24 protein-coding genes and 1 pseudogene are annotated in these 22,617 nt (G+C 61.4%); 12 read left to right on the top strand and 13 right to left on the bottom strand.

From position 1 onward, the window contains the following. Nucleotides 1-10: 10 nt before the first annotated feature. Nucleotides 11-988 carry an ABC transporter substrate-binding protein gene (locus IFT57_RS02955; protein ID WP_192150433.1) on the bottom strand — a complete coding sequence of 326 codons (978 nt, stop codon included), beginning with the start codon at nt 986-988 and terminating at the stop codon, nt 11-13. Between the two features lie 420 nt (nt 989-1,408). On the opposite strand from IFT57_RS02955, the gene IFT57_RS02950 reads away from it, so the two are divergent. From IFT57_RS02950 to IFT57_RS02940, 3 genes are all read left to right on the top strand, one after another. Further along, the gene (locus IFT57_RS02950) at nt 1,409-1,846 is read left to right on the top strand and encodes an acyl-CoA thioesterase (protein ID WP_122797280.1); all 438 of its coding nucleotides are present in this window, start codon (nt 1,409-1,411) and stop codon (nt 1,844-1,846) included. 102 nt (nt 1,847-1,948) lie between these two features. Continuing rightward, nucleotides 1,949-2,893 carry a tRNA dihydrouridine synthase gene (locus IFT57_RS02945; RefSeq protein WP_192150432.1) on the top strand — a complete coding sequence of 315 codons (945 nt, stop codon included), beginning with the start codon at nt 1,949-1,951 and terminating at the stop codon, nt 2,891-2,893. A gap of 152 nt (nt 2,894-3,045) precedes the next feature. Beyond that, nucleotides 3,046-3,492 carry an Hsp20 family protein gene (locus IFT57_RS02940; RefSeq protein WP_122713242.1) on the top strand — a complete coding sequence of 149 codons (447 nt, stop codon included), beginning with the start codon at nt 3,046-3,048 and terminating at the stop codon, nt 3,490-3,492. A 71-nt stretch (nt 3,493-3,563) separates the two neighbouring features. Here IFT57_RS02940 and IFT57_RS02935 read toward each other — a convergent pair whose 3' ends face one another. Next, the gene (locus IFT57_RS02935; RefSeq protein WP_192150431.1) at nt 3,564-4,649 is read right to left on the bottom strand and encodes an ABC transporter ATP-binding protein; all 1,086 of its coding nucleotides are present in this window, start codon (nt 4,647-4,649) and stop codon (nt 3,564-3,566) included. Continuing rightward, complete coding sequence (gene argF, locus IFT57_RS02930; protein WP_122479250.1) at nt 4,646-5,566, bottom strand: ornithine carbamoyltransferase; 921 nt, start codon at nt 5,564-5,566, stop codon at nt 4,646-4,648. The genes IFT57_RS02935 and argF overlap by 4 nt, the downstream gene beginning before the upstream one ends. A gap of 279 nt (nt 5,567-5,845) precedes the next feature. Here argF and IFT57_RS02925 point away from each other — a divergent pair, with 279 nt between their 5' ends. Next, nucleotides 5,846-6,139, top strand: coding sequence for a hypothetical protein (locus tag IFT57_RS02925; RefSeq protein ID WP_122479249.1), 294 nt, complete (start codon nt 5,846-5,848; stop codon nt 6,137-6,139). Between the two features lie 133 nt (nt 6,140-6,272). Then, on the top strand, nt 6,273-6,614 hold the full coding sequence (gene grxD, locus IFT57_RS02920; RefSeq protein ID WP_192150429.1) for a Grx4 family monothiol glutaredoxin: 342 nt from the start codon (nt 6,273-6,275) through the stop codon (nt 6,612-6,614). 102 nt (nt 6,615-6,716) lie between these two features. On the opposite strand, the gene bfr is transcribed toward grxD, so the two are convergent. From bfr to pyrC, 4 genes are all read right to left on the bottom strand, one after another. Further along, nucleotides 6,717-7,193 carry a bacterioferritin gene (bfr, locus tag IFT57_RS02915; protein WP_122713240.1) on the bottom strand — a complete coding sequence of 159 codons (477 nt, stop codon included), beginning with the start codon at nt 7,191-7,193 and terminating at the stop codon, nt 6,717-6,719. 199 nt (nt 7,194-7,392) lie between these two features. Beyond that, entirely contained in the window at nt 7,393-7,614 is a 222-nt protein-coding gene (locus tag IFT57_RS02910) for a bacterioferritin-associated ferredoxin (protein WP_122713239.1), read from the bottom strand. A 153-nt stretch (nt 7,615-7,767) separates the two neighbouring features. Then, the gene (gene rnt, locus IFT57_RS02905) at nt 7,768-8,442 is read right to left on the bottom strand and encodes a ribonuclease T (RefSeq protein ID WP_122479246.1); all 675 of its coding nucleotides are present in this window, start codon (nt 8,440-8,442) and stop codon (nt 7,768-7,770) included. Continuing rightward, nucleotides 8,439-9,485, bottom strand: coding sequence for a dihydroorotase (gene pyrC, locus IFT57_RS02900; protein ID WP_122797283.1), 1,047 nt, complete (start codon nt 9,483-9,485; stop codon nt 8,439-8,441). The genes rnt and pyrC overlap by 4 nt, the downstream gene beginning before the upstream one ends. A 130-nt stretch (nt 9,486-9,615) precedes the next feature. Between pyrC and IFT57_RS02895 the strand changes: the two genes are divergently transcribed. Then, nucleotides 9,616-10,539, top strand: coding sequence for an OmpA family protein (locus IFT57_RS02895; protein ID WP_192150427.1), 924 nt, complete (start codon nt 9,616-9,618; stop codon nt 10,537-10,539). A gap of 97 nt (nt 10,540-10,636) precedes the next feature. Beyond that, nucleotides 10,637-11,854, top strand: coding sequence for an argininosuccinate synthase (locus tag IFT57_RS02890; RefSeq protein WP_122479243.1), 1,218 nt, complete (start codon nt 10,637-10,639; stop codon nt 11,852-11,854). 103 nt (nt 11,855-11,957) lie between these two features. Here the strand turns inward: IFT57_RS02890 and IFT57_RS02885 are convergent, their stop codons facing one another. Next, nucleotides 11,958-12,506 carry a hypothetical protein gene (locus IFT57_RS02885; protein ID WP_122797285.1) on the bottom strand — a complete coding sequence of 183 codons (549 nt, stop codon included), beginning with the start codon at nt 12,504-12,506 and terminating at the stop codon, nt 11,958-11,960. Nucleotides 12,507-12,977: 471 nt separating this feature from the next. Here IFT57_RS02885 and IFT57_RS02880 point away from each other — a divergent pair, with 471 nt between their 5' ends. Further along, complete coding sequence (locus IFT57_RS02880) at nt 12,978-13,604, top strand: response regulator transcription factor (protein WP_122479241.1); 627 nt, start codon at nt 12,978-12,980, stop codon at nt 13,602-13,604. 30 nt (nt 13,605-13,634) lie between these two features. Here IFT57_RS02880 and IFT57_RS02875 read toward each other — a convergent pair whose 3' ends face one another. From IFT57_RS02875 to metG, 4 genes and pseudogenes are all read right to left on the bottom strand, one after another. Next, a complete protein-coding gene (locus IFT57_RS02875) occupies nt 13,635-13,814 on the bottom strand; it encodes a PA3496 family putative envelope integrity protein (RefSeq protein WP_192150425.1) in 180 nt (59 codons plus the stop codon). Between the two features lie 106 nt (nt 13,815-13,920). Further along, entirely contained in the window at nt 13,921-14,559 is a 639-nt protein-coding gene (gene nth / locus IFT57_RS02870) for an endonuclease III (RefSeq protein ID WP_192150423.1), read from the bottom strand. 37 nt (nt 14,560-14,596) lie between these two features. Then, a pseudogene (locus IFT57_RS02865) lies at nt 14,597-15,412 on the bottom strand (RnfABCDGE type electron transport complex subunit B); the annotation flags it as partial. 107 nt (nt 15,413-15,519) lie between these two features. Further along, entirely contained in the window at nt 15,520-17,571 is a 2,052-nt protein-coding gene (gene metG, locus IFT57_RS02860; RefSeq protein ID WP_192150419.1) for a methionine--tRNA ligase, read from the bottom strand. 192 nt (nt 17,572-17,763) lie between these two features. Between metG and IFT57_RS02855 the strand changes: the two genes are divergently transcribed. After that, nucleotides 17,764-18,090, top strand: coding sequence for an aspartate-semialdehyde dehydrogenase (locus IFT57_RS02855; RefSeq protein WP_192150416.1), 327 nt, complete (start codon nt 17,764-17,766; stop codon nt 18,088-18,090). A gap of 61 nt (nt 18,091-18,151) precedes the next feature. After that, on the top strand, nt 18,152-18,316 hold the full coding sequence (locus tag IFT57_RS02850; RefSeq protein ID WP_192049779.1) for a hypothetical protein: 165 nt from the start codon (nt 18,152-18,154) through the stop codon (nt 18,314-18,316). Between the two features lie 6 nt (nt 18,317-18,322). Here the strand turns inward: IFT57_RS02850 and IFT57_RS02845 are convergent, their stop codons facing one another. Beyond that, nucleotides 18,323-18,793 carry a MaoC family dehydratase gene (locus IFT57_RS02845; protein WP_122713230.1) on the bottom strand — a complete coding sequence of 157 codons (471 nt, stop codon included), beginning with the start codon at nt 18,791-18,793 and terminating at the stop codon, nt 18,323-18,325. A 164-nt stretch (nt 18,794-18,957) separates the two neighbouring features. Here IFT57_RS02845 and fadD2 point away from each other — a divergent pair, with 164 nt between their 5' ends. Together fadD2 and fadD1 are read left to right on the top strand one after the other, a co-directional pair. Next, nucleotides 18,958-20,643 carry a long-chain-fatty-acid--CoA ligase FadD2 gene (fadD2, locus tag IFT57_RS02840; protein WP_192150414.1) on the top strand — a complete coding sequence of 562 codons (1,686 nt, stop codon included), beginning with the start codon at nt 18,958-18,960 and terminating at the stop codon, nt 20,641-20,643. A 271-nt stretch (nt 20,644-20,914) separates the two neighbouring features. Next, entirely contained in the window at nt 20,915-22,612 is a 1,698-nt protein-coding gene (gene fadD1 / locus IFT57_RS02835; RefSeq protein ID WP_192150412.1) for a long-chain-fatty-acid--CoA ligase FadD1, read from the top strand. The last annotated feature ends 5 nt before the right edge of the window (nt 22,613-22,617 follow it).

Genomic DNA, 22,617 nt, shown 5'->3' with positions numbered 1-22,617 from the left:
AAATCTCCTGTTATGGCGCGCTGGCCAGCGGGGTCTGGGTGGGTGCGCGGAAGTCGTTGAAGTGCTTGTCGAAGCCTGGGGCAACCTTGACCGGCTGGGCCAGCACGCCTTCCTCCAGATAGATGTCGGCGGTTTGCTGCAGGTCGGCGATCACCGCGTCGGTGATCTCGGCGCGGGTGTAGCGGGTCTCGTTGACCGAGGCCAGGTGCACCGCCAAGGGCAGGCGGGTGACTTGGGCCTGGGCTGCGGCGAACTCGTCGTGGTGGGTGTTGGCCCATTGGTAGGCGCGTTCCAGGCGCACGACGAAATCCTCGACCTGCGCTCGCTTGGTTTCAGTGGCTTGCTGGGTGGCGACCAGGTAGGTGTTGTTGGTCAACAGGTCGGTGCCCTTGCGCAGGATGCGGGCGTTGCCCTGGTTCAGCGCAATGGTGGTGTAGGGGTCCCAGGTCGACCAGGCGTCGGCATCGCCGGACTGCAGGGCGCCTTGGGCGTCGCTGGGCAGCAGGTTGACGAAGGTGATGTCGGCGGTCTTCAAGCCTGCGTCGCGCAGCGCCTTGATCACAAGGAAGTGCCCGATGGAGCCACGGTTGGTGACGACGCGCTTGCCCTTGAGGTCGGCGACCGATTGCAGGGGCGAGTCCTTGGGCACCAGGATGGACGTGGTGTAGCGGCCTTCGAAATGGGTGATGCTGACGGCCTTGAGCGGCGCACCGGAACCCAGCGCGAAGACGTAGGGCGCGTCGCCCAGATAGCCCACGTCCACCGCGCCGGCGTTCAGCGCTTCGCCCAGCGGCGCGGCGGCGGCGAATTCCGAGAACTCGATGGGGTAGGGAACGTTCTTGAGCTCACCGGCGGCGGTGAGCAGCAGCTTCAGGGTGGATTTCTGATTGGCAACGCGCAGCGGTTCGAGCTTGTCGGCCCAGGCCATGGGCCCGGTGGCCAGCAGCCCCACGGCCAGGACGAAAGTAAGGACACGGGAACGGGTCATGGACAGCGACTCCTGAAGATGGATTGAATTACCTCCACCAGGCGAGGGGTCGGTCTGCATTCAAGCTAAAGCTCTAACGAGGCGCTGTGAAATGACATTTAGTTCTATGGTAATTATTCTTTTTATGAATTCTCATGTCGATTGAATATGCGTGGCTAGCATATTCCAGTGTGGGCGTCTCGCGTAGGAGCAGTCCGTGGCCGCGAAGGGGCGCTGTGGTGAGTCAGGCAGACCGCGATGTCTTCTTCGCGGCCGATGACCGCTCCTACGTGGATTGCGCGGAGTATTGTAGGAGCGNCCCTAGGGGACGCCACGATTACCCGCTCTGCGGGACTTATAAGGCTCATTCGATTATTGAATGAGCCTTTTGTTTTTCTGCCCTCGCCATATCCGCCTGTTCCTAATTCCTCAGGAGCGCCCATGCACTGGGATCGGCCCGACCCCTTCGTCATTGCCCTCACAGTCCAGCCCGAAGACATCGACGGCCTGGGGCATGCCAACAACGCCGTGTACGTAACCTGGCTCGAGCGCTGTGCCTGGCAGCATTCACAGCATTTGGGTCTGGATCTTGCGACCTATCGACAACTGGACCGCGCCATGGCTGTGGTTCGTCATGAAATCGACTACCTGGCCAGCGCCCATGAAGGCGATGAGCTGGAATTGGGTACCTGGATACTCGACTGGGACCGGCGCTTGAAGATGACTCGCCAGTTCCAACTGCTGCGCCCACGCGACGGTGCGGTCCTGCTCAGGGCCCGCACTACCTTCGTATGCATCGAGCTGTCCAGCGGCAAGCCCAAACGCATGCCGCCGCAGTTCCTGGAAGGGTACGGCTCAGCGATAGCTATCGAGCCTTAGAACCTTCAGGCCTCACGGCCACCGGGTTCGAGCGCTACCGTCGATGTGCAGGCTTTCTGCTAGAATCCGCTCCCTTTCCCGCCCCTGCCCGAGAAACACCTCATGCAATTAGCCTTGGCGCCCATGGAAGGGTTGGTCGACGATATTTTGCGCGACGTTCTGACCCAGGTCGGCGGCATCGACTGGTGCGTCACCGAGTTCATCCGCGTCAACGAGCGCGTGCTCACCGCCGCCTACTATCACAAGTTCGGCCCCGAGCTGCTCACCGGTGCCAAGACCCGTGCCGGGGTGCCGCTGCGCGTGCAACTGCTTGGCTCCGACCCCTCGGCCCTCGCCGACAACGCTGCGTTCGCCTGTACCCTCGGCGCGCCGGTGATCGATCTGAATTTCGGCTGCCCGGCCAAGACGGTGAACAAATCCCGCGGTGGCGCGGTGCTGCTCAAGGAGCCCGAGTTGCTTCACCGCATCCTGCGCGAAGTGCGCGCCACGGTACCTGCGCACATTCCCGTGACGGCCAAGATGCGCCTGGGTTTCGACACCCCGGACAGCGCCATCGAATGCGCCACCGCCTTGGCCGAAGGTGGCGCCGATATGCTGGTGGTGCACGCGCGGACCAAAGTCGATGGCTACAAGCCGCCGGCGCACTGGGAATGGGTCGCCAAGGTTCAGGACGTGGTGAAGGTGCCGGTCTATGCCAATGGCGACATCTGGACCGTCGCTGACTGGCGGCGCTGCCGCGAGGTCAGCGGCGCCAAGGACTTCATGCTCGGTCGTGGCCTGGTGTCCAGGCCCGACCTGGCTCGGCAGATCGCTGCGGCCCATCAGGGCATCGAGCTGCCCGACATGACCTGGTCCGAGCTGTTGCCACTGATCCGCGAGTTCTGGCGCCAGGCCCGTGAGCAACTCACACCGCGCCAGGCGCCGGGCCGGCTCAAGCAGTGGCTGGCCATGCTGACTCGCACCTACCCCGAAGCAACCGAGCTGTTCACCCTCGTGCGTCGCGAACAGGATTGCGATGCCGTGGAGCGCCTGCTGCAGCCAGGCTAGCGAGCCGCCTGACCGCCCGACAACATACTCGGGTCGCTGAAATTTTTTGCCTAGGAGCTCTTGAAAGCGTTTGGGTGGTCCCTATCTATGGGTTACGCGATGCCGAATTCGGGTCGCGGAGACAACCACTCGCTGAGATTCAGGAGAAACACATGGCTACTGCATTTTCCCTTGCTCCACTGTTCCGCCACTCCGTGGGCTTCGATCGTTTCAACGACCTGTTCGAGTCTGCCGCACGCAACGAGTCGGCCAGCAGCTACCCACCCTACAACGTCGAAAAGCATGCCGATGATCAGTACCGTATCGTCATCGCCGCCGCAGGTTTCCAGGAAGAAGACCTGGAGCTGCAGGTCGAGAAGGGCGTACTGACCGTCAGTGGTGGCAAGCGCGATGCCGATACCAGTGCAGTGACCTACCTGCACCAGGGCATCGCGCAGCGCGCGTTCAAGCTGTCGTTCCGCCTGGCCGACCACATCGAGGTCAAGGCTGCAGCGTTGAACAACGGGCTGCTCAATATCGACCTGCTGCGTGTCGTGCCAGAAGAGGCCAAGGCCAAGCGGATTCCCATCAACGGATCCGCGCAGACTCGTCTGCAGTAACGCTTGAAGCCGTAGAAGAAAGGGCGCCTGGTGGGGCGCCCTTTTTTATTGCCTGAAATTTCTTCGGGTTGTCAGGCCTGTCGGCGCGTGCCGGCCAGCACCGGCACACTGCCTGCTGCAGGAAACAACACCAGATGATCAGCGGCGACCTGAATGCCAACCTCGGTGCCTGGCGGGTAATCCAGGTGGCTGGGGAATACGGCCTCGAGCTGGCTTCCGGTTGGCAGCTGCAGGCGATACAAAGTGGCGGCACCCTGGAAGCTCTTGCCGACGATGCGCCCTTTGAGAGGGCTGTCGGGCGCGTGGACGATGTCATCGGGACGCAGGAGCACGTCAACCGCACTACCGGTCGGCCAGGTGTAGGCACGATTGCCGCGCAGTGCGCCCAGCTCCGTGGTCACCGTGTCCGGATCCTGCATCTGGCCGCGAATGAAATAGCCCTGGCCGATGAAGCTGGCCACGAACGGCGTGGCGGGTTCGTGGTACAGATTGTAGGGGGTATCCCACTGCTCGAGCCGACCCTCTTTGAATACGCCAACGTGGTCACTGACGGCAAAAGCCTCTTCCTGGTCGTGGGTCACCAGGATGGCACTGGTGCCGCGACGCTTGAGAATGTCCCGTACTTCATGGCTCAGGCGACGGCGCAGCTCGACGTCGAGGTTGGAGAAGGGTTCGTCCAGCAACAGCAGCTGCGGCTCCGGCGCCAATGCTCGGGCCAACGCGACACGTTGTTGCTGGCCACCCGACAGTTCGTGGGGATAGCGCGCGTCCAGGCCGCCCAGATTGACCAGTTCGAGCATGTCGCCGATCACCTGGGCCTGCCGCGGGTGCTTGCGAATGCCGAAAGCGATGTTCTGCGCCACGGTCAGATGAGGAAACAGCGCGTAGTCTTGAAAGACCATGCCGATCCGGCGTTTCTCTGGGGCCAGGGTGTGCCCGGGCTTGGAAATGACCCCGCCATCGAGGGTGATCTCGCCCTCATGAACCGGCTCGAACCCGGCAATGGCGCGCAGGGTCGTGGTCTTGCCGCATCCGGAAGAGCCGAGCAGGCAGCCGATATCGCCGGCATTCAGGTGCAGATTGAGGTTCTGCACCACGCGTTGGTCGCCATAGCCGCAGGCTAGGTTGCGCAGTTCGAGCAGCAGTGCGGTGCTCATTCAGGGCGGTATCCGGGAGCGACCAGGAATTCCAGCAGCGCTTTCTGCGCATGCAGGCGGTTCTCGGCCTGGTCCCAGGCCACAGCGCGTGGGTCGTCGAGTACGTCGTGGCTGATCTCCTCGCCGCGATGCGCAGGTAAACAGTGCATGAACAGCGCATCGTCAGCCGCCAGGTCCAGCAGCTCCCGGTTGACCTGATAAGGCTTGAAAAGCTTCAGGCGGCGGGCGGTTTCCTCTTCCTGGCCCATGGAGGTCCAGACATCGGTGCTGACCAGGTGGGCGCCACGCACGGCTTCGCGCGGATCACGGACCACGCTGACGCGGTCCGGGGCCATGGCGAGGAAACGAGGGTCGGGCTCGAAGCCCTCCGGGCAGGCAATGCGCAGTTGGAAGTCGAACTGGATGGCCGCTTCTATATAGCTGTGGCACATGTTGTTGCCATCGCCTATCCAGGCCACTGTCTTGCCTTGAATGGCACCACGGTGTTCGAGAAACGTCTGCATGTCGGCCAGCAGCTGGCACGGATGCAGGTCATCGGACAGGCCGTTGATCACCGGTACCCGCGAGTTGGCGGCGAACTCGGTGAGGGTCTGATGGGCGTAGGTGCGGATCATCACCGCATCGAGCATGCGCGACATGACGATGGCGCAGTCGCCGATGGACTCGCCCCGGCCCAGCTGCGTATCGCGCGGGGACAGGAAAATCGCCTGGCCACCGAGTTGGATCATGCCCGCTTCGAAGGACAGGCGGGTACGCGTCGACGACTTCTCGAAGATCATGCCCAGTACGCGGTTCTTCAAGGGTTCGAAAAGCACGCTGCGCTGACGCAGGTCCTTGAGCTCGATGCCTCGACGAATGATGCTGATTAGCTCTTCGGGCGTGCAATCCATAAGGGAGAGAAAGTGCCTTGCGCTCATCATTGACTACCTTTTGCAACGGACCGCAGGTACTCGAAAACAGGTTTTTCGGAAAAACGAGTGAGACCTGCGGCGAAAGCCGCACGGGGCGACGAAATAAGGGAAGGCGCCATCCTATAAGGAACTGTCGCCTTTTACCAACAGCCACTGCAGTTTTAACTGGGGCCAACAAGTTTCGGCGGGTTTCGATAGCTGGATGTTTCGCCCGACCATCTGACGTTTCCTAAACATCGGGCGTAGGTTATAAATGCGTCTTGAGAAACACACGGAGTTTGCGGAATGGAATCGAAAGAACAACAACTGCTGGAGCTGCTCGGCCTGACCGCGCGGACCCTGACCCACCTGACGGCGTCCATGACCTCGATGTCGTTCGAGCTGCTGCGCAGTTCCGACGAGGTCACACGCTCGGCCGGCAAGCACATGATCGATCGCATGGCGACCATCAGCACCGGCCTGGATGACCACTGGCGCCTCATCGGCGAACTGACCGGGGTGCATGTTGCCCAGGAAGAAGTCGAAACGGTCCTGGAAATCCAGCTGCAGGCACTGCCGCCTTCGCTGCCACTGAACTAGTTCGGCGCCCCGGCTACGCCTTCGCTCTGAGCGACGGTCAGCGCAAGAGCCCGAGCGTAGCGCTCGGCTTTCCGTTACAATGCCTCACCGTGCCGACGACTGAGTCGGATAGACAAGCCGAGCGAGGTGCTCCATGGATATTATCGAAACGATCAAAGAGCAGATTGCCAACAATACAATCCTGCTTTACATGAAAGGCTCGCCGAATGCGCCCCAGTGCGGCTTCTCGGCCAAGGCTTCGCAGGCGATCATGGCCTGTGGCGAGAAGTTCGCCTACGTCGACATCCTGCAGAACCCGGAAATCCGCGCAAATCTGCCCAAGTACGCCAACTGGCCGACCTTCCCGCAGCTGTGGGTAGCCGGTGAATTGGTAGGCGGTAGCGACATCGTGGCTGAAATGGCCCTCAATGGTGAATTGCAGAAGCTGGTCAAGGACGCTTCGGACAAGGCCGCGCAGCCCAAAGCCGACGCCTGATCCGGTTGCTGGCTGGCCTTGGCGCCAGCCAGCCATGAAAAAGCCCCGCCTGTTCACACAGTGCGGGGCTTTTTCTTGGTGTCACGCCAGGGTTGCGAAGACTCAGCTTTCCTCGCCCATGCTCGACTGCAGGTAGTTCTCGATCCCGACCTTGTCGATCAGGCTCAGTTGAGTCTCCAGCCAGTCGATCTGCTCTTCCTTGCCTTCGAGGATGTCTTCGAGCATTTCGCGGCTACCGAAGTCGCCAGCGGTTTCGCAATGAGCGATGGCGCCTTTCAGATCGCCCAGACCCTTGTATTCGATCTTGAGATCGCAGGCGAGCATCTCACCGGCGTGTTCACCGATCAGAATCTTGCCCAGTTCCTGCAGGTTCGGGATGCCCTCGAGGAAGAGAACGCGCTTGATCAACTTGTCGGCGTACTTCATCGCGTCGATCGACGCCTTGTATTCGTGCTTGCCCAGCTTGTTCAGGCCCCAGTCCTCGTACATGCGAGCATGCAGGAAATACTGGTTGATGGCGACCAGCTCGTTTCCGAGGATCCTGTTGAGATGCTGGATGACGCTGATATCGCCTTTCATGATCAGAGAGCCTGCGCGGGTATAGGAGTAATGGCGTGAAGTTTGGCCTCAGGAACTAAGCATGTCAAACCTAAGTTATTGAATACTATATGAAAATTAATCGGAATAAGAATGACTGAGTTCCGCGTTTGTGGCTAAGTTGTTGTATTCCAGACATAAAAAAACCGGGCAGGGCCCGGTTTCTTCAAAGACGGTGGTTTTACGCGGGTGTAAATTCCACCGGATAGGGCAGGGCAGAGGCTTGAGCGGTCTGGATTTGAGTCAGGGTATCGCGTACCACTTCCTTGGCAAGGCAGGCACATTTACCGCACTGCGTGGCTACGCCTAGGGTTTCACGCACGTCACGAAAGCTGCAGCAGCCCTCGTAGATCGCATCGCGAATCTGGCCATCGGTGACACCCTGGCAAAGACAGACATACATACGTAAGAACCGCCGCTGTGTTGGTTTCAGTGCGGACGATCCTAATGTTAATGAGAATGCTTGTCAAAGCAACTCGCGACTACGTTTGGCACAAGCGATGAACGGTTGCCGCAGGGGCCGTCGATCATTTTCGACGTTCCCTGCTGCACCAGTTCAATCGTTGAAATCCTGCCAGCCGCCCATCTGTTTCCAGCGGTTGACGATGCCGCAGAACAGCTCGGCAGTCTTCTCGGTGTCGTAGCGCGCGGAATGAGCTTCGCGACCATCGAAGTCGATGTCGGCAGCCTGGCACGCCTTGGCCAGGACGGTCTGACCGTAGGCGAGCCCCGCCAGGGTCGCGGTGTCGAAGCTGGAAAAGGGATGGAACGGGTTGCGCTTCATCTCGGTGCGCGCGACTGCGGCATTGAGAAAGCCAAGGTCGAAACTGCTGTTGTGGCCCACCAGGATCGCGCGCTTGCAACCGTTGGCCTTCAGCGCCTTGCGAATGCCGCGGAAGATATCGGTCAACGCTGTCTCTTCACTGACGGCCATGCGCAGGGGGTGATCCAGCTTGATGCCAGTGAACTCCAGCGCAGCGGCCTCGACGTTGGCCCCCTCGAACGGTTCGACGCGGAAGAAGTAGGTGTGATCGGCAAACACGAAGCCTTTCTCGTCCATGCCTATGGTCGTAGCGGCAATTTCCAGCAGGGCGTCGGTGGCGCAGTTGAAGCCGCCCGTTTCCACGTCCACGACTACCGGCAGGTAGCCGCGAAAACGTGCGGCCATGGGGTGGCGCGAGCCTGTGCCCGAACCGCCCGTGTCTTCGTCGTCGTAGTTGTCTTCACTCACGCATCTTTCTCCAGCAGGCGCCAGCGCAGTTTTTCACCGGCGCGCAGCGGGATGACTACCTGCTCGCCGAATGGCAGGCTGGTTGGGGCGGTCCACTCGTCGCGGACCAGGGTAATGGTGTCGGTGTTGCGCGGCAGGCCGTAGAAATCCGGGCCATGCAGGCTGGCGAAGCCTTCGAGCTTGTCCAGTGCGTCACGTTGCTCGAACGCCTCGGCGTACAACTCGATGCCGGCGTAGGCGCTGTAGCAGCCGGCGCAGCCACAGGCGGCTTCCTTGGCATGCTGCGCATGGGGAGCCGAATCGGTGCCCAGGAAGAACTTGGCGCTGCCGCTGGTGGCGGCGTCGAGCAAGGCAACCTGGTGTGTATTGCGCTTGAGGATCGGCAGGCAATAGAAGTGCGGCCGGATTCCGCCTACCAGCATGTGGTTGCGGTTGTACAGCAGGTGCTGCGGGGTGATGGTCGCGGCGACATTGGCCGGCGCGGCCTTGACGAACTCGGCGGCCTCGGCCGTGGTGATGTGCTCGAACACCACCTTGAGCGCGGGGAAACGCTCCACCAATCGACGCATGTGTTCGTCGATGAAGATCTTCTCGCGGTCGAACACGTCGACATCACCGCGGGTGACCTCGCCGTGGATCAGCAGGGGCATCCCGGCATCGCTGAGGGCTTCGAGCGCCTCGGTGATGTTGTCCAGGCTGGTCACTCCGGAATCGGAGTTGGTAGTGGCACCTGCCGGGTACATCTTGGCCGCCTTGACGAAGCCACTGGCCTTGGCGGCGCGAATGTCGGCAGCGCTGGTGCGGTCGGTCAGGTACAAGGTCATCAGCGGTTCGAAGGCGCTGCCTGCGGGGCGTGCGGCAAGGATGCGCTGGCGATAGGCATCGGCTTCGGCGGCAGTGCGCACCGGCGGTACCAGGTTGGGCATGACGATGGCTCGGGCGAAGATTCGCGATACATCGGCCACGGTATGCGGCAGCACGGCACCATCACGAAGATGAATGTGCCAGTCGTCGGGACGCAGAAGGGTCAGGCGGTCGGACATTGGGGATTCCAGGCGGTTCGAACTCGTCGCGGATGCTACCGGAAAACGCCGTGCACGGCATCCGCTATCAAGTTTTGCAGGCCATGTCCGATACCTTGGAAGTACCCCGTTCGAACCCGTGGAGCCTGTCGTGCGCCAGCGTTATATTGCCCTGCTCAGTGTGTTTGCCAGCCTTCCGGCCCTGGCGATGAATTTCCAGACCCGTCTGGAGAACGTCGAGTGGAAGGTCGCGGGTGACCAGTTCGAGTGCCGACTGGGTCAGCCGGTGAGCAATTTCGGTTCGGCCGAGTTCGTACGCCGTGCAGGCGAGCAGGCTGTGTTCCGCCTGACCTCCGCCAGCCGTCTGCTGGGTACGGGCTCTGCCACGCTGATTGCGGCTGCGGCACCGTGGCAGCCGGGTCGCGGCGACATCAATCTGGGCAGCGTGCGCCTGGACCATGGCGAAGCCCTGCTCACCAGCTCGCAAAGCCAGGCCAGTGGCTTGATCAATGGCCTGCTGGAGGGCCGCATGACCCTGGTACGCAGCCAGTCCGGCGGCGGCCAGCCGGTCGAGATCCGCTTGCTGTCGGCGCGCTTCGGCCAGGCCTTCGGCGAGTACCAGGCCTGTGCGGCAAAGCTGCTGCCGATGAACTATGACCAGATCCGCCTGAGTGAAGTGGGCTTTCCCCGCAACCTCGAACTCGATGCGGCAGCGAAGGCGCGCCTGGACAAGCTGCTGACCTTCATGAAGGCCGATCCGAGCGTCAATCACGTGCAACTCGACGGGCATTCGGACAACAGCGGCAACCGGCTGGTCAATCGCGACCTGTCCAGGCGTCGGGCCATGGCCGTGCAGGAATACCTGCTCGCCCATGGCTTGAACGACAGCCAGATCACCGTGCGCTTTCATGGCGAAAGCTACCCGCTGGTGACCAACAACACGGCGGCCAATCGGGCGCGCAACCGCCGCGTGAGCATCGAGTTGACCCGCGCCGAGGCGGCGCCGAGCGTGACGCCCGCCGCCGACTCACCCGCCGTTCTGGCCACGGAAAAACCGCCCGCCAAGCCCTTGTGACTGTCGCCTGTTCAACCAAAGCTGTCGCGCCCCTGTAAATTCGCAGCCTTGGGCGGTAGAATCGACGGCTTTCCGTAGAACCCCGTGGAGTGATGGCATGGCGGACGTAAACAAGGTCGTTCTGGCGTATTCCGGCGGCCTGGACACTTCGGTGATCCTCAAGTGGCTGCAGGATACTTATAACTGTGAAGTGGTGACCTTCACTGCCGACCTGGGTCAGGGCGAAGAGGTCGAACCGGCCCGCGCCAAGGCGCAGGCCATGGGCGTGAAAGAAATCTACATCGACGATCTGCGCGAAGAATTCGTGCGCGACTTCGTGTTCCCGATGTTCCGCGCCAATACCGTTTACGAAGGCGAGTACCTGCTGGGTACGTCCATCGCTCGTCCGCTGATCGCCAAGCGCCTGATCGAAATCGCCAATGAAACCGGTGCCGACGCCATTTCCCATGGCGCTACCGGCAAAGGCAACGATCAGGTGCGTTTCGAGCTGGGTGCCTATGCACTCAAGCCCGGCGTCAAGGTCATCGCACCATGGCGTGAATGGGATCTGCTCTCCCGTGAAAAGCTGATGGACTACGCCGAAAAGCACAACATTCCGATCGAGCGCCACGGCAAGAAGAAATCGCCGTACTCGATGGACGCCAACCTGCTGCACATTTCCTACGAAGGCGGCGTGCTGGAAGACACCTGGACCGAGCACGAAGAAGACATGTGGCGTTGGACCGTCTCGCCGGAGAACGCCCCGGACACCCCACAGTACCTGGAGCTGACCTTCCGCAATGGTGACATCGTCGCGCTGGACGGCGTCGACATGACCCCCGCGACCGTGCTGGCGACGCTGAACCGCATCGGCGGCGAGCACGGCATCGGCCGCCTGGATATCGTCGAAAACCGCTACGTCGGGATGAAGTCCCGCGGTTGCTACGAAACTCCGGGCGGTACCATCATGTTGCGCGCCCACCGCGCGATCGAATCCATCACCCTGGATCGCGAAGTGGCCCACCTCAAGGACGAGCTGATGCCCAAGTACGCCAGCTTGATCTACACCGGCTACTGGTGGAGTCCGGAACGTCTGATGCTGCAACAGATGATCGACGCCTCGCAGGTCAACGTGAACGGTGTGGTCCGACTCAAGCTGTACAAGGGCAATGTAATCGTTACCGGCCGCAAGTCCGACGACTCGCTGTTCGACGCCAACATCGCGACCTTCGAGGAAGATGGCGGCGCCTACAATCAGGCTGATGCCGCAGGCTTCATCAAGCTCAACGCGCTGCGCATGCGTATTGCCGCAAACAAGGGCCGCACGCTGTTCTGATACAGCGCACTGCTCTGATACCGCGCACTGCTCTTAAACAGAGTGCCCCGACACGCGTAAGGCGTGCCTGAAACCCCGGTCCCGACCGGGGTTTTTTTATCCGTCAGCCCAGCAGCACCGTCCACTTCAGGCGGCCGGGCTGCAGCGCCGCCACGTGGCAACGCAGCCCGCTCAGACGCGCAACCAGTGCACCGGGTAACGGTGGTGGCGCCGCCTGGCCTACCAGTACGATCAGTAGCGGTCGGATGTGCTTACGCGTTTCCAGAACGTCGGCCAGCCGTTCCAGATGTGCTGCCATGCGGGCGCGTGTCTGCAAAGTGCTGGTATCGATGATGTGCAAATCGTTGTGCGCCAGGCGTACCCGGTTATCGGCTCGGTATTTGTAAGCGTCCACTTCGATGTCGAGGCTTTCGAGAAAGTACGCTGAACTCTCGAAGTCCGAGGGTGAGTAAAGTGCACGTCGATTGAAGTTGAGCGTTGCAAAGAAAAGTATAGCCAGGAAAGTTGGGAAACCTACCAGGAACCATATATAGATCGTCTGACTGGTTTCGTCGAGGAATGGCAGGCTCGCCAGGGCTGATGCCTCGACCATGGCCGTGAACAGCGCGATGACGCCCAGCGGGTTGGGACGGGTGATCTTTTTGTTAGCCACGTGTGCCTCGCAGGGCCGGGGTCCGGCCGGTAGTTGCTTGGCCAACGATAGTATTAGGCTGGCCGGGCCGCGCAGGATGCATAGTTATCTGCCTGCCGGTGTCGTGGTGCTCGTGGGCGTGCGGCGCTGCGCGGGGCCGCCGGGGCTCTGGCCCGAGGCTTCTCGTGTGGAGCGGGGATGATTGATGTCCGGTATTTATCCTGCAACAGCTTGGCGAGTTCCGGGCACACGGCTCAATTGAAGAGGCAGGTCAATTATGCAATGCTCCTGTTCCTTGGTTTTATAAGCAGAGCTCGATGCAGCCAAGCACTGTACAGAAATTTTCACCGACTTAATATGTAGGAATATTCGTCTGGTGTTGTAGGAAGTGTCTTAGTTATTGCCTGCTCAGATTGTCTATCGTCCAAGGCGGCAGTTGTCTGAGGTAATGTGCGAGCTCTAGAATTCGAACAGCGAAAATTGGATTTTCCCATGAATAAAGTGCTGATCGTGGACGACCATCCGGTCATCCGCCTCGCCGTGCGGTTGCTGATGGAGCGCCATGGCTACGAGGTGGTGGCCGAGACCGACAACGGTGTCGACGCGTTGCAACTGGCTCGTGACCACGCACCGGACATCGTCATTCTCGACATCGGTATTCCCAAGCTCGACGGCCTGGAAGTCATCGGTCGGCTTACGGTCAGCGAGCCTCAGCTCAAGGTCCTGGTGCTGACCTCCCAGGCACCGGGGCATTTCTCCATGCGTTGCATGCAGGCAGGTGCGGCGGGTTATGTGTGCAAACAGCAGGACCTCACCGAGCTGCTCAGTGCGATCAAGGCCGTGTTGTCTGGCTACAGTTATTTCCCCAACCAGGCGTTGCACTCGGTGCGGGCGAGCCTGGGCAATGCCTCGGAAGCCGACATGGTGGATCGCCTGTCCGGGCGAGAAATGATGGTGTTGCAGCAGTTGGCCAAAGGCAAGTCGAACAAGCAGATCGCCGACGGCATGTTTCTCAGCAACAAGACCGTGAGTACCTACAAGACTCGCCTGCTGCAGAAACTCAATGCCCGCTCGCTCGTCGACCTGATCGAATTGGCCCAGCGCAACGGTCTGGCTTGAGGGGCGGCAGAATACCGTGCGCAACGTGCGCTAGAGATCGAAGTCGTAGTCGGCCAGCTGGCGCTGCAACCGCCGTTCTTCGAGCAGGTTGTCGATCGTGCGCCGCTTGCTCAGATTGCTCTTGGCAGGTTCGACGACAGGCTCCGTCTCATCATCGTCCACACCGATGATGTCGTCTTCCGTTTCCAGCGGTTCTTTTTCGGTACTCATGAAGTCAGCTCCAGGCATGTGCAGCCGTTGGCGGACCTTATAGCGACATTCTAAGACGGCGTAAAAAAGATTTTCTCAATCGAGCGGCAAGGTTCTACAGATCGTCTCAATCGTCGCTGGTCTTGTGCTTGTATTCACACAGGTCTTCGATACGACAACTGCCACAGCGGGGCTTTCGCGCCTGACAAACGTAGCGCCCGTGCAGGATCAGCCAATGGTGGGAGTCGAGCAGGTACGCGCGGGGCACGAACTTCATCAGTTTCTGCTCGACCTCGACCACGTTTTTCCCCGGCGCGATCCCGGTGCGGTTGCTGACACGAAATATGTGGGTGTCGACGGCCATGGTCAGCTGCCGAAACGCCGTGTTGAGCACCACGTTGGCGGTCTTGCGTCCAACGCCGGGCAGCGCTTCCAGCGCTTCGCGAGTCTGCGGCACCTGGCCGTCGTGCCGTTCCACGAGCAGGCGGCAGGTCTCGATGACGTTGCGCGCCTTGCTGTTGTACAGGCCGATGGTCTTGATGTAGCTCGACAGCCCTTCGACGCCGAGCGCATGCATCGCCTGGGGAGTCGGTGCGACGGGGAACAATTTTGCGGTGGCCTTGTTCACGCCAACGTCAGTGGATTTTGCAGAAAGAATGACCGCGATCAGCAACTCGAAGGCAGACCCATAGGCCAGCTCCGTCTTGGGCTCTGGATTGTCTTCATGCAGCCGACGGAAGATTTCCTGGCGTTTCGTCGCGTTCATCGGGCGGATAGATCCTTGGCAGGCGGGGCTAGAGTGGTTGCAGTGCAGCGAGATGACGTTCGGCCGCCTCATGCTCGCGGCCCAGGGCGTCGAGTATGAGGTAGTGCTCGAATGTCGGTGGGGTCACGAAAGCCTTTCGGGTTTTCACCAATTGTGCGCGAGTCATGGCCACGGCGATCTTTGCCTGTTTCAGGGCGGTGTCGCCGTCGCTGGCCTTGGCTGCCTTCGCTGCCTTGATCCGTTCGATTGCCGACAGGGCTGGGGGCACAGGCAGCGCAACGGTCGACGAGCGCGCAGGCGTTGGCGATCGCTTGGCCTGGCGTGCAGTTTCGAGCCGCTGCAGGCGTCCGTTTCGAGCTTCAAAACGTTGTCTGGCGTGATCGCGCTTGCGCAGCCGAGCGCGTTGCTGCTCGGGGCTGCATGAAGGATCGCCCGCCAGCGACGTGAACGGCGATGTCGGCGCCGGATGCATCTCGATGCAGTCGACGGGGCAGGGCGCCACGCACAGGTCGCAACCGGTGCATTCGTCGGCCAGTACGCTGTGCATCAACTTTGCCGCGCCGAGAATGGCGTCCACCGGGCAGGCCTGAATGCATTTGGTACAGCCGATGCATTCCGCTTCGCGTATGTAGGCGATCTGGGCGGGTGCCGCACCGCGTTCCGGGTCCAGCGGCAGCACCGGCAATTGCAGCAGCTTCGCCAGGGCGGCGATGGTCGCATCGCCCCCCGGCGGGCAACGGTTGATCGGTTCACCGGCTGCGATACCGACTGCGTAGGGCTTGCAGCCGGCATGGCCACATTTGCCGCATTGAGTCTGCGGCAGCAATGCGTCGATGCGTTGGATCAGGGTCATGGGCCGGCCGGAGAGCGGAAGTGGGCAGGTTGCAAGGATGGAGTCGGCAGCAGCCTTGCCCGTCGCCTTGCGCTGAAGATGACGGGCAGGGTGCGTGAGCCGCGAACCTATTTGATGCGCTGGCCCGGCTTGGCGCCGCTGTCGGGGCTGAGCAGGTAGATCTCTTCGCCGCCAGGGCCCGCAGCCATGACCATGCCCTCGGAGATGCCGAAGCGCATCTTGCGAGGCTTGAGGTTGGCAATCATCATGGTCAATCGACCTTCCAGTGCAGCCGGGTCCGGATAGGCGCTCTTGATCCCGGAGAAGACGTTGCGCTGTTCATCGCCGATGTCGAGGGTCAGGCGCAGCAGTTTGTCCGCGCCTTCCACCGCTTCGGCCTTGAGGATCAGCGCGACACGCAGGTCGACCGCAGCGAAGGCGTCGAAGTCGATCTCGGCGGCCAGCGGCTCCTTGGTCAGCTCACCGTTGCCAGTGGCGGGCGCAGGCGCGACAGGGTCCTTGGCAGCGGCGAGGTCTTGCTTGGAAGCCTCGGTCATCGCCTGCACCTTAACCGGGTCGATACGGGTCATCAACGCCTGGAACGGGTTGAGCTGATGGTCGGCGAGCCAGGTGGCGTGGTCGTTCCAGCTCAGGGGTTCGACGTTAAGGAAGCGTTCGGCTTCACGGGCCAGCTCCGGCAACACCGGCTTGAGGAAGATGATCAGCTGACGGAACAGGTTGATGCCCACCGCACAGACGGCCTGCACCTCGTCGCCGCGACCTTCCTGCTTGGCCAGCGACCAGGGTGCTTTCTCGGCGATCCAGGCATTGGCGCGGTCGGCCAATGCCATGATTTCGCGCATGGCGCGGGCGAAGTCACGCACTTCATAGGCTTCGGCAATGCTCGGCGTCGCGTCGAGGAACGCCTGGGTCAGCTCCGGCGCGGCATTGGCGGCAACCAGTACGCCGTCGTTGCCCTTGTGGACGAAACCGGCGCAGCGGCTGGCGATGTTGACCACCTTGCCCACCAGGTCGGAGTTGACCTTCTGCACGAAGTCGTCGAGGTTGACGTCCAGGTCGTCCACGCCGCGGCCCAGCTTCGATGCGAAGTAGTAGCGCAGGTATTCGGGCGCCAGATGATCCAGGTAGGTACGGGCCTTGATGAACGTACCACGTGACTTGGACATCTTCTCGCCGTTGACCGTGAGGAAACCGTGCACGTTCAGCGCGGTGGGCTTGCGGTAGCCGGCGCCTTCGAGCATGGCGGGCCAGAACAGCGCATGGAAATTGATGATGTCCTTGCCGATGAAATGGTACAGCTCGGCCGTCGAATCCTTGCCCCAGTACGCGTCGAAGTCGAGTTCGGGGCGGCGGGCGCAAAGGTTCTTGAAGCTGGCCATATAGCCGATCGGCGCATCCAGCCATACGTAGAAGTACTTGCCCGGCTCACCGGGAATCTCGAAGCCGAAATAGGGTGCGTCGCGGGAAATGTCCCACTCCTGCAACCCGGCATCCAGCCACTCGGCGATCTTGTTGGCCACGGCGTCCTGCAAGGTGCCGCTGCGGGTCCAGCCTTCGAGCATCTGCTGGAAGTCTGGCAGCTTGAAGAAGAAGTGCTGGGAATCCTTGAGTACGGGCGTGGCGCCCGAGATCGCCGATTTTGGATCGAGGAGCTCGGTGGGTGCATAGGTAGCGCCGCACTTTTCACAATTGTCGCCGTACTGGTCGGTTGCCGCGCACTTGGGGCAGGTGCCCTTGATGAAGCGGTCGGCCAGGAACATCTGCTTCTGCGGGTCGAAGTACTGAGTGATCGAACGCTGGGCAATGTGACCGGCCTCGCGCAGTTTCAGGTAGATCTCGCTCGACAGCTCGCGGTTTTCTTCGCAGTGGGTGGAGTGGAAATTGTCGAAGTCCACCAGGAAGTCGGCGAAATCGGCGCTGTGCTCGGCCTTGACGTTGGCGATCAGCTGTTCAGGCGTGATGCCTTCCTTTTCCGCCCGCAGCATGATGGCCGAGCCATGGGCGTCATCTGCACAGACATAGACGCACTGATTGCCGCGATGCTTCTGGAAGCGCACCCACATATCGGTCTGGATGTACTCCAGCATGTGGCCAAGGTGGATGGAACCGTTGGCATAGGGCAGGGCGCTGGTGACGAGAATCTTGCGTGGCTCGGACATGGGGCTCGGCTACTGGAAGTGAAACGAAGACCGAACACTATAAAGGGGCCAAGGGATTTTTTCACCTGTTGTCAGGGGCCGGGGCGTAGCGCCCGACAACCAAGGCGTGGCGCTGCGGCCCCTGCCATTGCGACAAAACGTCTCAAGTTGCCGAAGTGGCGGCCGACAACCTGGGATTAGGAGACTTCCCTCATGATTCCGCCCCTGATTCCGATCAGCGTCGTGCCGGTGACTTCGCAACTGGACCCGGTCAAGTCCACGCCCAGCATTGCGCCGGTCGCGCCGGCTCAGCTGGGTTCGAATGAAACCGCCATCGACCTGCGCCATCACGATGCCGACCAGACGGCGCTGCTCCTGCGCGAGGAGCAGCGGCGGCGCCAGCGCGAAGGCCGGCAGCAGGACCCCGACGAGCACGCACCGGTGCCGGGCGACTCGCTCAACGCCGACAACACCGTCCCGGTGGCGCCCTTGGTCGAGGACCCGCCGCGCCAGGGGCTGTGGGTCGACATCCAGGTCTAGTCAGGGCTGTTCGCGCGCTGCATCATGAACGATCCTTTCCGACAGCCGACTCGACACTGCCATGAGCCAAGACGACAACCTGATCGATTTCGCCAGCGAACGCGGCAAGCGTATCCATGACCTCAAGGACAAGCGCCTCAACGAGATGCGTCAGGCATTCGAGCAGGCGCTGCCCCTGGATCCGGCCAAGTCCAGGAAAAAAGCGAAGAAGCCGAAGAAGCGCTGAGACCCGTCAGCCGATGCTGATGGGTGGCGGGCTGACCAGGGTCACGGTCTGCTGCTTGCGTGGCGCAAGAATTTCCGCCTCGCCGTCGACCACGAGTTCGTCGCGCTGATTGAACACGCGAGTGGCAATGCGGACGCGGAACTTGGGCAGTTTTTCAAGGATTTCCAGGCGCACGGTCAGGGTGTCGCCCAATTTCACCGGCTTCTGGAAGCTCATCTGCTGGCCCAGATAGATGGTGCCGGGCCCTGGCAGTTCGCAGGCCACTGCGGCGCTGATCAGCGCACCGCTGAACATGCCATGGGCGATGCGCTCCTTGAACATGCTGTTGGCGGCGAATTCCGCGTCCAGGTGCACGGGGTTGTGATCGCCCGACATGGCGGCGAACAGCTGGATGTCGCGTTCCTGCACGGTCTTGCTGAAGCTGGCGGTCTGGCCAACCTCGAGCGCTTCGTACGGGGTATTGGTGACTTGGGTCATGGGCGGTGGGTCCTTGGCTTGGCGACGGTCATGGCCGCGTCAAATAGATTCACGATGTTAACAGCGGGGTCGTGCGCATTTGCGTCGGTGGCGGCAGCTGCTAACGTCGGCAGCATACCGCAGGCGCAATGGCCGGGCGGGCTTCGAATCAGAGGACAATAATAATGCATCCTGATTTCTGGAACGACAAGCGCCCACCGGGTGTGCCCCACACCCTTCCTGTCGATGAGTTCACGTCCATTGTCGATGTGTTCGACCGTTCCTGCAGCACCTTTGCCGATCGCCCGGCATTCAGCAACATGGGCGTGACCCTGACCTATGCCGAGCTCGACCGGCACTGCAGCGCGTTTGCCAGTTGGCTGCAGCAGCACACCGACCTGGTACCGGGTGATCGCATCGCTGTGCAGTTGCCCAACGTCCTGCAGTACCCGATCGCAGTGTTCGGCGCACTGCGCGCAGGCTTGGTCGTGGTCAACACCAACCCTTTATATACCGTGCGTGAAATGCGCCATCAGTTCTGTGATTCCGGCGCCCGGGCGCTGGTCTACCTCAACCTGTTTGGGGACAAGGTCGAGCAGGTGCTGCAGGAAACACAGCTGGAATACCTGATCGAAGCTCGTCTGGGCGATCTGATGCCCGCTGCCAAGGGATGGCTGGTCAACACGCTGGTGAGCAAGGTCAAGAAGCGCGTGCCGGCGTACCATTTGCCCCAGGCAATCGCGTTCAAAACGGTTCTGGCGCAGGGGGCGGGCTCGTCGCCACGCCGGGTAGCGCCCACGCTCGAAGACCTCGCGGTGCTGCAGTACACCGGCGGCACCACTGGCCTGGCCAAGGGCGCCATGCTCACTCATGGCAATCTGGTCGCCAACATGCAGCAGGTACGGGCCTGTTTCCATCAGCTCGACGAGCAGGGGCAGACCATCCTGCAGCAAGGCCATGAGGTGATGATCGCGCCCCTGCCGCTGTACCACGTGTATGCGTTCACTGCGAACTGCCTGTGCATGATGGTCACCGGCAACCATAACGTGCTGATCACCAACCCGCGCGATATCGGCGCTTTCATCAAGGAACTGAAAAAGTGGCAGTTCACCGCGCTGCTGGGCCTGAACACCCTGTTCGTGGCGTTGATGGAGCACCCGCAGTTCCGTTCGCTGGACTTCTCCCGCCTGAAGGTGACCAACTCCGGTGGCACGGCACTGGTCAAGGCCACGGCCGAGCGCTGGGAGAGCCTGACCGGCTGCCGCATCGTCGAAGGCTATGGGCTGACCGAGACATCGCCGGTGGCGTGTACCAACCCCTATGGTCTGCGCGCGCGCATCGGCAGCGTGGGCATTCCGGTGGTCGGCACGGCGCTGAAGGTGATCGACGAGCAGGGCGACGTGTTGCCGCTGGGCGAGCGCGGTGAGTTGTGCATCCAGGGGCCTCAGGTAATGCGCGGCTACTGGCAGCAGCCCGAGGCAACCGCCCAGGCACTGGACGCGCAAGGCTGGTTCAAGACCGGCGACATCGCTGTGATTGATCCCGACGGCTACGTGCGCATTGTCGACCGCAAGAAAGACCTGATCATCGTTTCCGGTTTCAACGTCTATCCCAACGAGATCGAGGACGTGGTCATGGCTCACCCGCAAGTGGCCAATTGCGCGGCTATCGGCGTGGCAGACGAGCGTTCCGGCGAGGCGGTCAAGCTGTTCGTCGTGGCTCGGGATCCGCAACTGAGCACGGCCGAACTCATGGCCTACTGCAAGGCCAATTTCACCGGCTACAAGTTGCCCCGCGAAATTGTCCTGCGCGATGCCCTGCCGATGACGCCCGTAGGCAAGATCCTGCGGCGTGAACTGCGCAACGAGTGACGCGCCATGAGGGCGTCTGGGCTCGATGGCATGGGTCATTCAGTGCGCAGGTCTGTGGGCTTGCGCCCTGCGAAAGCCCGTGTGACCGAAACTGACAATCTGGTCACAATGGTTACCGGCGAGCCACCTTCGGCCTCTAGTCGCCTCATGGCAAAGCTGCTACTCTCGGCGCGCTTTTCGGCATTCGGACCCGTATCGGTCGTGCTGACATATCAATAATAATCGCATCGAATGCGGTGAAGATTCGCTGGCGCTGGAGGAGTGGGCTTCCATGATCGAAAATTTCTGGAAGGATAAGTATCCGGCTGGAATCGCGGCGGATATCGATCCAGACATGTACCCCAATATCCAGGCGGTGCTCAAGCAGTCCTGCCAGCGCTTCGCCGACAAGCCAGCGTTCACCAACCTGGGCAAGACCCTCAGCTACGGCGAGCTCTATGAGCTGTCCGGTGCGTTTGCCGCGTACCTGCAGCAGCACACCGACCTGGTACCGGGTGATCGCATCGCGGTGCAGCTGCCCAACGTCCTGCAGTATCCGGTGGCGGTCTTCGGCGCGATTCGCGCAGGCCTGGTGGTGGTCAATACCAACCCGCTGTACACCGCGCGGGAAATGGAGCACCAGTTCAAGGACTCCGGCGCCAAGGCCCTGGTCTGTCTGGCCAACATGGCGCACCTGGCTGAAAAGGTCGTGCCCAAAACGGCCGTGCGGCACGTCATTGTCACCGAGGTCGCCGACCTGCTGCCGCCGCTCAAGCGCCTGCTGGTCAACAGTGTGATCAGGTATGTGAAGAAAATGGTCCCGGCCTATCACCTGCCGCGCGCGGTGAAGTTCAACGACGTGTTGAGCAAGGGCCGCGGCCAGACCGTCACCGAGGCCAATCCGGCCAGCTCGGAAGTGGCCGTGCTGCAATATACCGGCGGCACCACCGGGGTGGCCAAGGGGGCGATGCTCACCCACCGCAACCTGGTCGCCAACATGCTGCAGTGCAAGGCCTTGATGGGCGCCAACCTCGATGAAGGTTGCGAAGTGCTGATCACGCCGCTGCCGCTCTACCACATCTATGCCTTCACCTTTCATTGCATGGCAATGATGCTGATCGGTAACCACAACGTGCTGATCAGCAATCCGCGCGATCTGCAGGCGATGGTCAAGGAGCTTTCCAAGTGGAAGTTCAGCGGCTTCGTCGGCCTCAACACGCTGTTCGTGGCCCTGTGCAACAACGATGCGTTCCGCAAGCTCGACTTCTCGGCCCTGAAAGTCACCCTGTCGGGGGGCATGGCCCTGCAACTGGCGGCCGCCGAACGCTGGAAGGAAGTGACCGGCTGCGCCATCTGCGAAGGCTACGGCATGACCGAGACCAGCCCAGTGGCCACGGTCAATCCCAACCAGCGCATCCAGATCGGCACGATCGGCATTCCGGTGCCGTCCACCCTGGCCAAGATCATCAACGATGCAGGTGAAGAGCTGCCGTTGGGGGAAATCGGCGAGTTGTGCATCAAGGGGCCGCAGGTCATGAAGGGCTACTGGCAGCGCCAGGACGCCACGGCCGAGATCCTCGATGCGCAGGGCTGGCTGAAGACCGGCGACATCGCGTTGATCCAGCCCGACGGCTACATGCGCATCGTCGATCGCAAGAAGGACATGATCCTGGTCTCGGGTTTCAACGTGTATCCCAACGAGCTCGAGGATGTCCTCGCGACCCTGCCCGGCGTGCTGCAGTGCGCCGCCATCGGCATACCGGACGAGAAGTCCGGGGAGTCGATCAAGATGTTCGTCGTGGTCAAGCCCGGGGTTACCCTGACCCGGGACAAGGTCATGGAACACATGCGTGCCAACGTTACCGGCTACAAGGTGCCGCGCACGGTGGAATTTCGCGACGTGCTGCCCACCACCAACGTGGGCAAGATCCTGCGTCGCGAACTGCGCGACGAAGAACTGAAGAAACTGGGCATCAAAAAATCGGCTTGATCGCT

Origin of the sequence: Pseudomonas sp. CFBP 13719 (assembly GCF_014842095.1) — a bacterium.
In the GTDB taxonomy this organism is placed as follows: Bacteria; Pseudomonadota; Gammaproteobacteria; order Pseudomonadales; family Pseudomonadaceae; genus Aquipseudomonas.
The sequence above is the reverse complement of the archived record's forward strand: the minus strand, read 5'-3'. Positions and strand labels throughout refer to the sequence as shown.

Bases quoted from the DNA above. Each gene is read 5' to 3' on its own strand.
- IFT57_RS02955 (WP_192150433.1), bottom strand. From the start codon at position 988: ATGACCCGTTCCCGTGTCCTTACTTTCGTCCTGGCCGTGGGGCTGCTG.
- IFT57_RS02950 (WP_122797280.1), top strand. From the start codon at position 1,409: ATGCACTGGGATCGGCCCGACCCCTTCGTCATTGCCCTCACAGTCCAG.
- IFT57_RS02945 (WP_192150432.1), top strand. From the start codon at position 1,949: ATGCAATTAGCCTTGGCGCCCATGGAAGGGTTGGTCGACGATATTTTG.
- IFT57_RS02940 (WP_122713242.1), top strand. From the start codon at position 3,046: ATGGCTACTGCATTTTCCCTTGCTCCACTGTTCCGCCACTCCGTGGGC.
- IFT57_RS02935 (WP_192150431.1), bottom strand. From the start codon at position 4,649: ATGAGCACCGCACTGCTGCTCGAACTGCGCAACCTAGCCTGCGGCTAT.
- argF (WP_122479250.1), bottom strand. From the start codon at position 5,566: ATGAGCGCAAGGCACTTTCTCTCCCTTATGGATTGCACGCCCGAAGAG.
- IFT57_RS02925 (WP_122479249.1), top strand. From the start codon at position 5,846: ATGGAATCGAAAGAACAACAACTGCTGGAGCTGCTCGGCCTGACCGCG.
- grxD (WP_192150429.1), top strand. From the start codon at position 6,273: ATGGATATTATCGAAACGATCAAAGAGCAGATTGCCAACAATACAATC.
- bfr (WP_122713240.1), bottom strand. From the start codon at position 7,193: ATGAAAGGCGATATCAGCGTCATCCAGCATCTCAACAGGATCCTCGGA.
- IFT57_RS02910 (WP_122713239.1), bottom strand. From the start codon at position 7,614: ATGTATGTCTGTCTTTGCCAGGGTGTCACCGATGGCCAGATTCGCGAT.
- pyrC (WP_122797283.1), bottom strand. From the start codon at position 9,485: ATGTCCGACCGCCTGACCCTTCTGCGTCCCGACGACTGGCACATTCAT.
- IFT57_RS02890 (WP_122479243.1), top strand. From the start codon at position 10,637: ATGGCGGACGTAAACAAGGTCGTTCTGGCGTATTCCGGCGGCCTGGAC.
- IFT57_RS02880 (WP_122479241.1), top strand. From the start codon at position 12,978: ATGAATAAAGTGCTGATCGTGGACGACCATCCGGTCATCCGCCTCGCC.
- IFT57_RS02875 (WP_192150425.1), bottom strand. From the start codon at position 13,814: ATGAGTACCGAAAAAGAACCGCTGGAAACGGAAGACGACATCATCGGT.
- nth (WP_192150423.1), bottom strand. From the start codon at position 14,559: ATGAACGCGACGAAACGCCAGGAAATCTTCCGTCGGCTGCATGAAGAC.
- metG (WP_192150419.1), bottom strand. From the start codon at position 17,571: ATGTCCGAGCCACGCAAGATTCTCGTCACCAGCGCCCTGCCCTATGCC.
- IFT57_RS02855 (WP_192150416.1), top strand. From the start codon at position 17,764: ATGATTCCGCCCCTGATTCCGATCAGCGTCGTGCCGGTGACTTCGCAA.
- IFT57_RS02850 (WP_192049779.1), top strand. From the start codon at position 18,152: ATGAGCCAAGACGACAACCTGATCGATTTCGCCAGCGAACGCGGCAAG.
- IFT57_RS02845 (WP_122713230.1), bottom strand. From the start codon at position 18,793: ATGACCCAAGTCACCAATACCCCGTACGAAGCGCTCGAGGTTGGCCAG.
- fadD2 (WP_192150414.1), top strand. From the start codon at position 18,958: ATGCATCCTGATTTCTGGAACGACAAGCGCCCACCGGGTGTGCCCCAC.
- fadD1 (WP_192150412.1), top strand. From the start codon at position 20,915: ATGATCGAAAATTTCTGGAAGGATAAGTATCCGGCTGGAATCGCGGCG.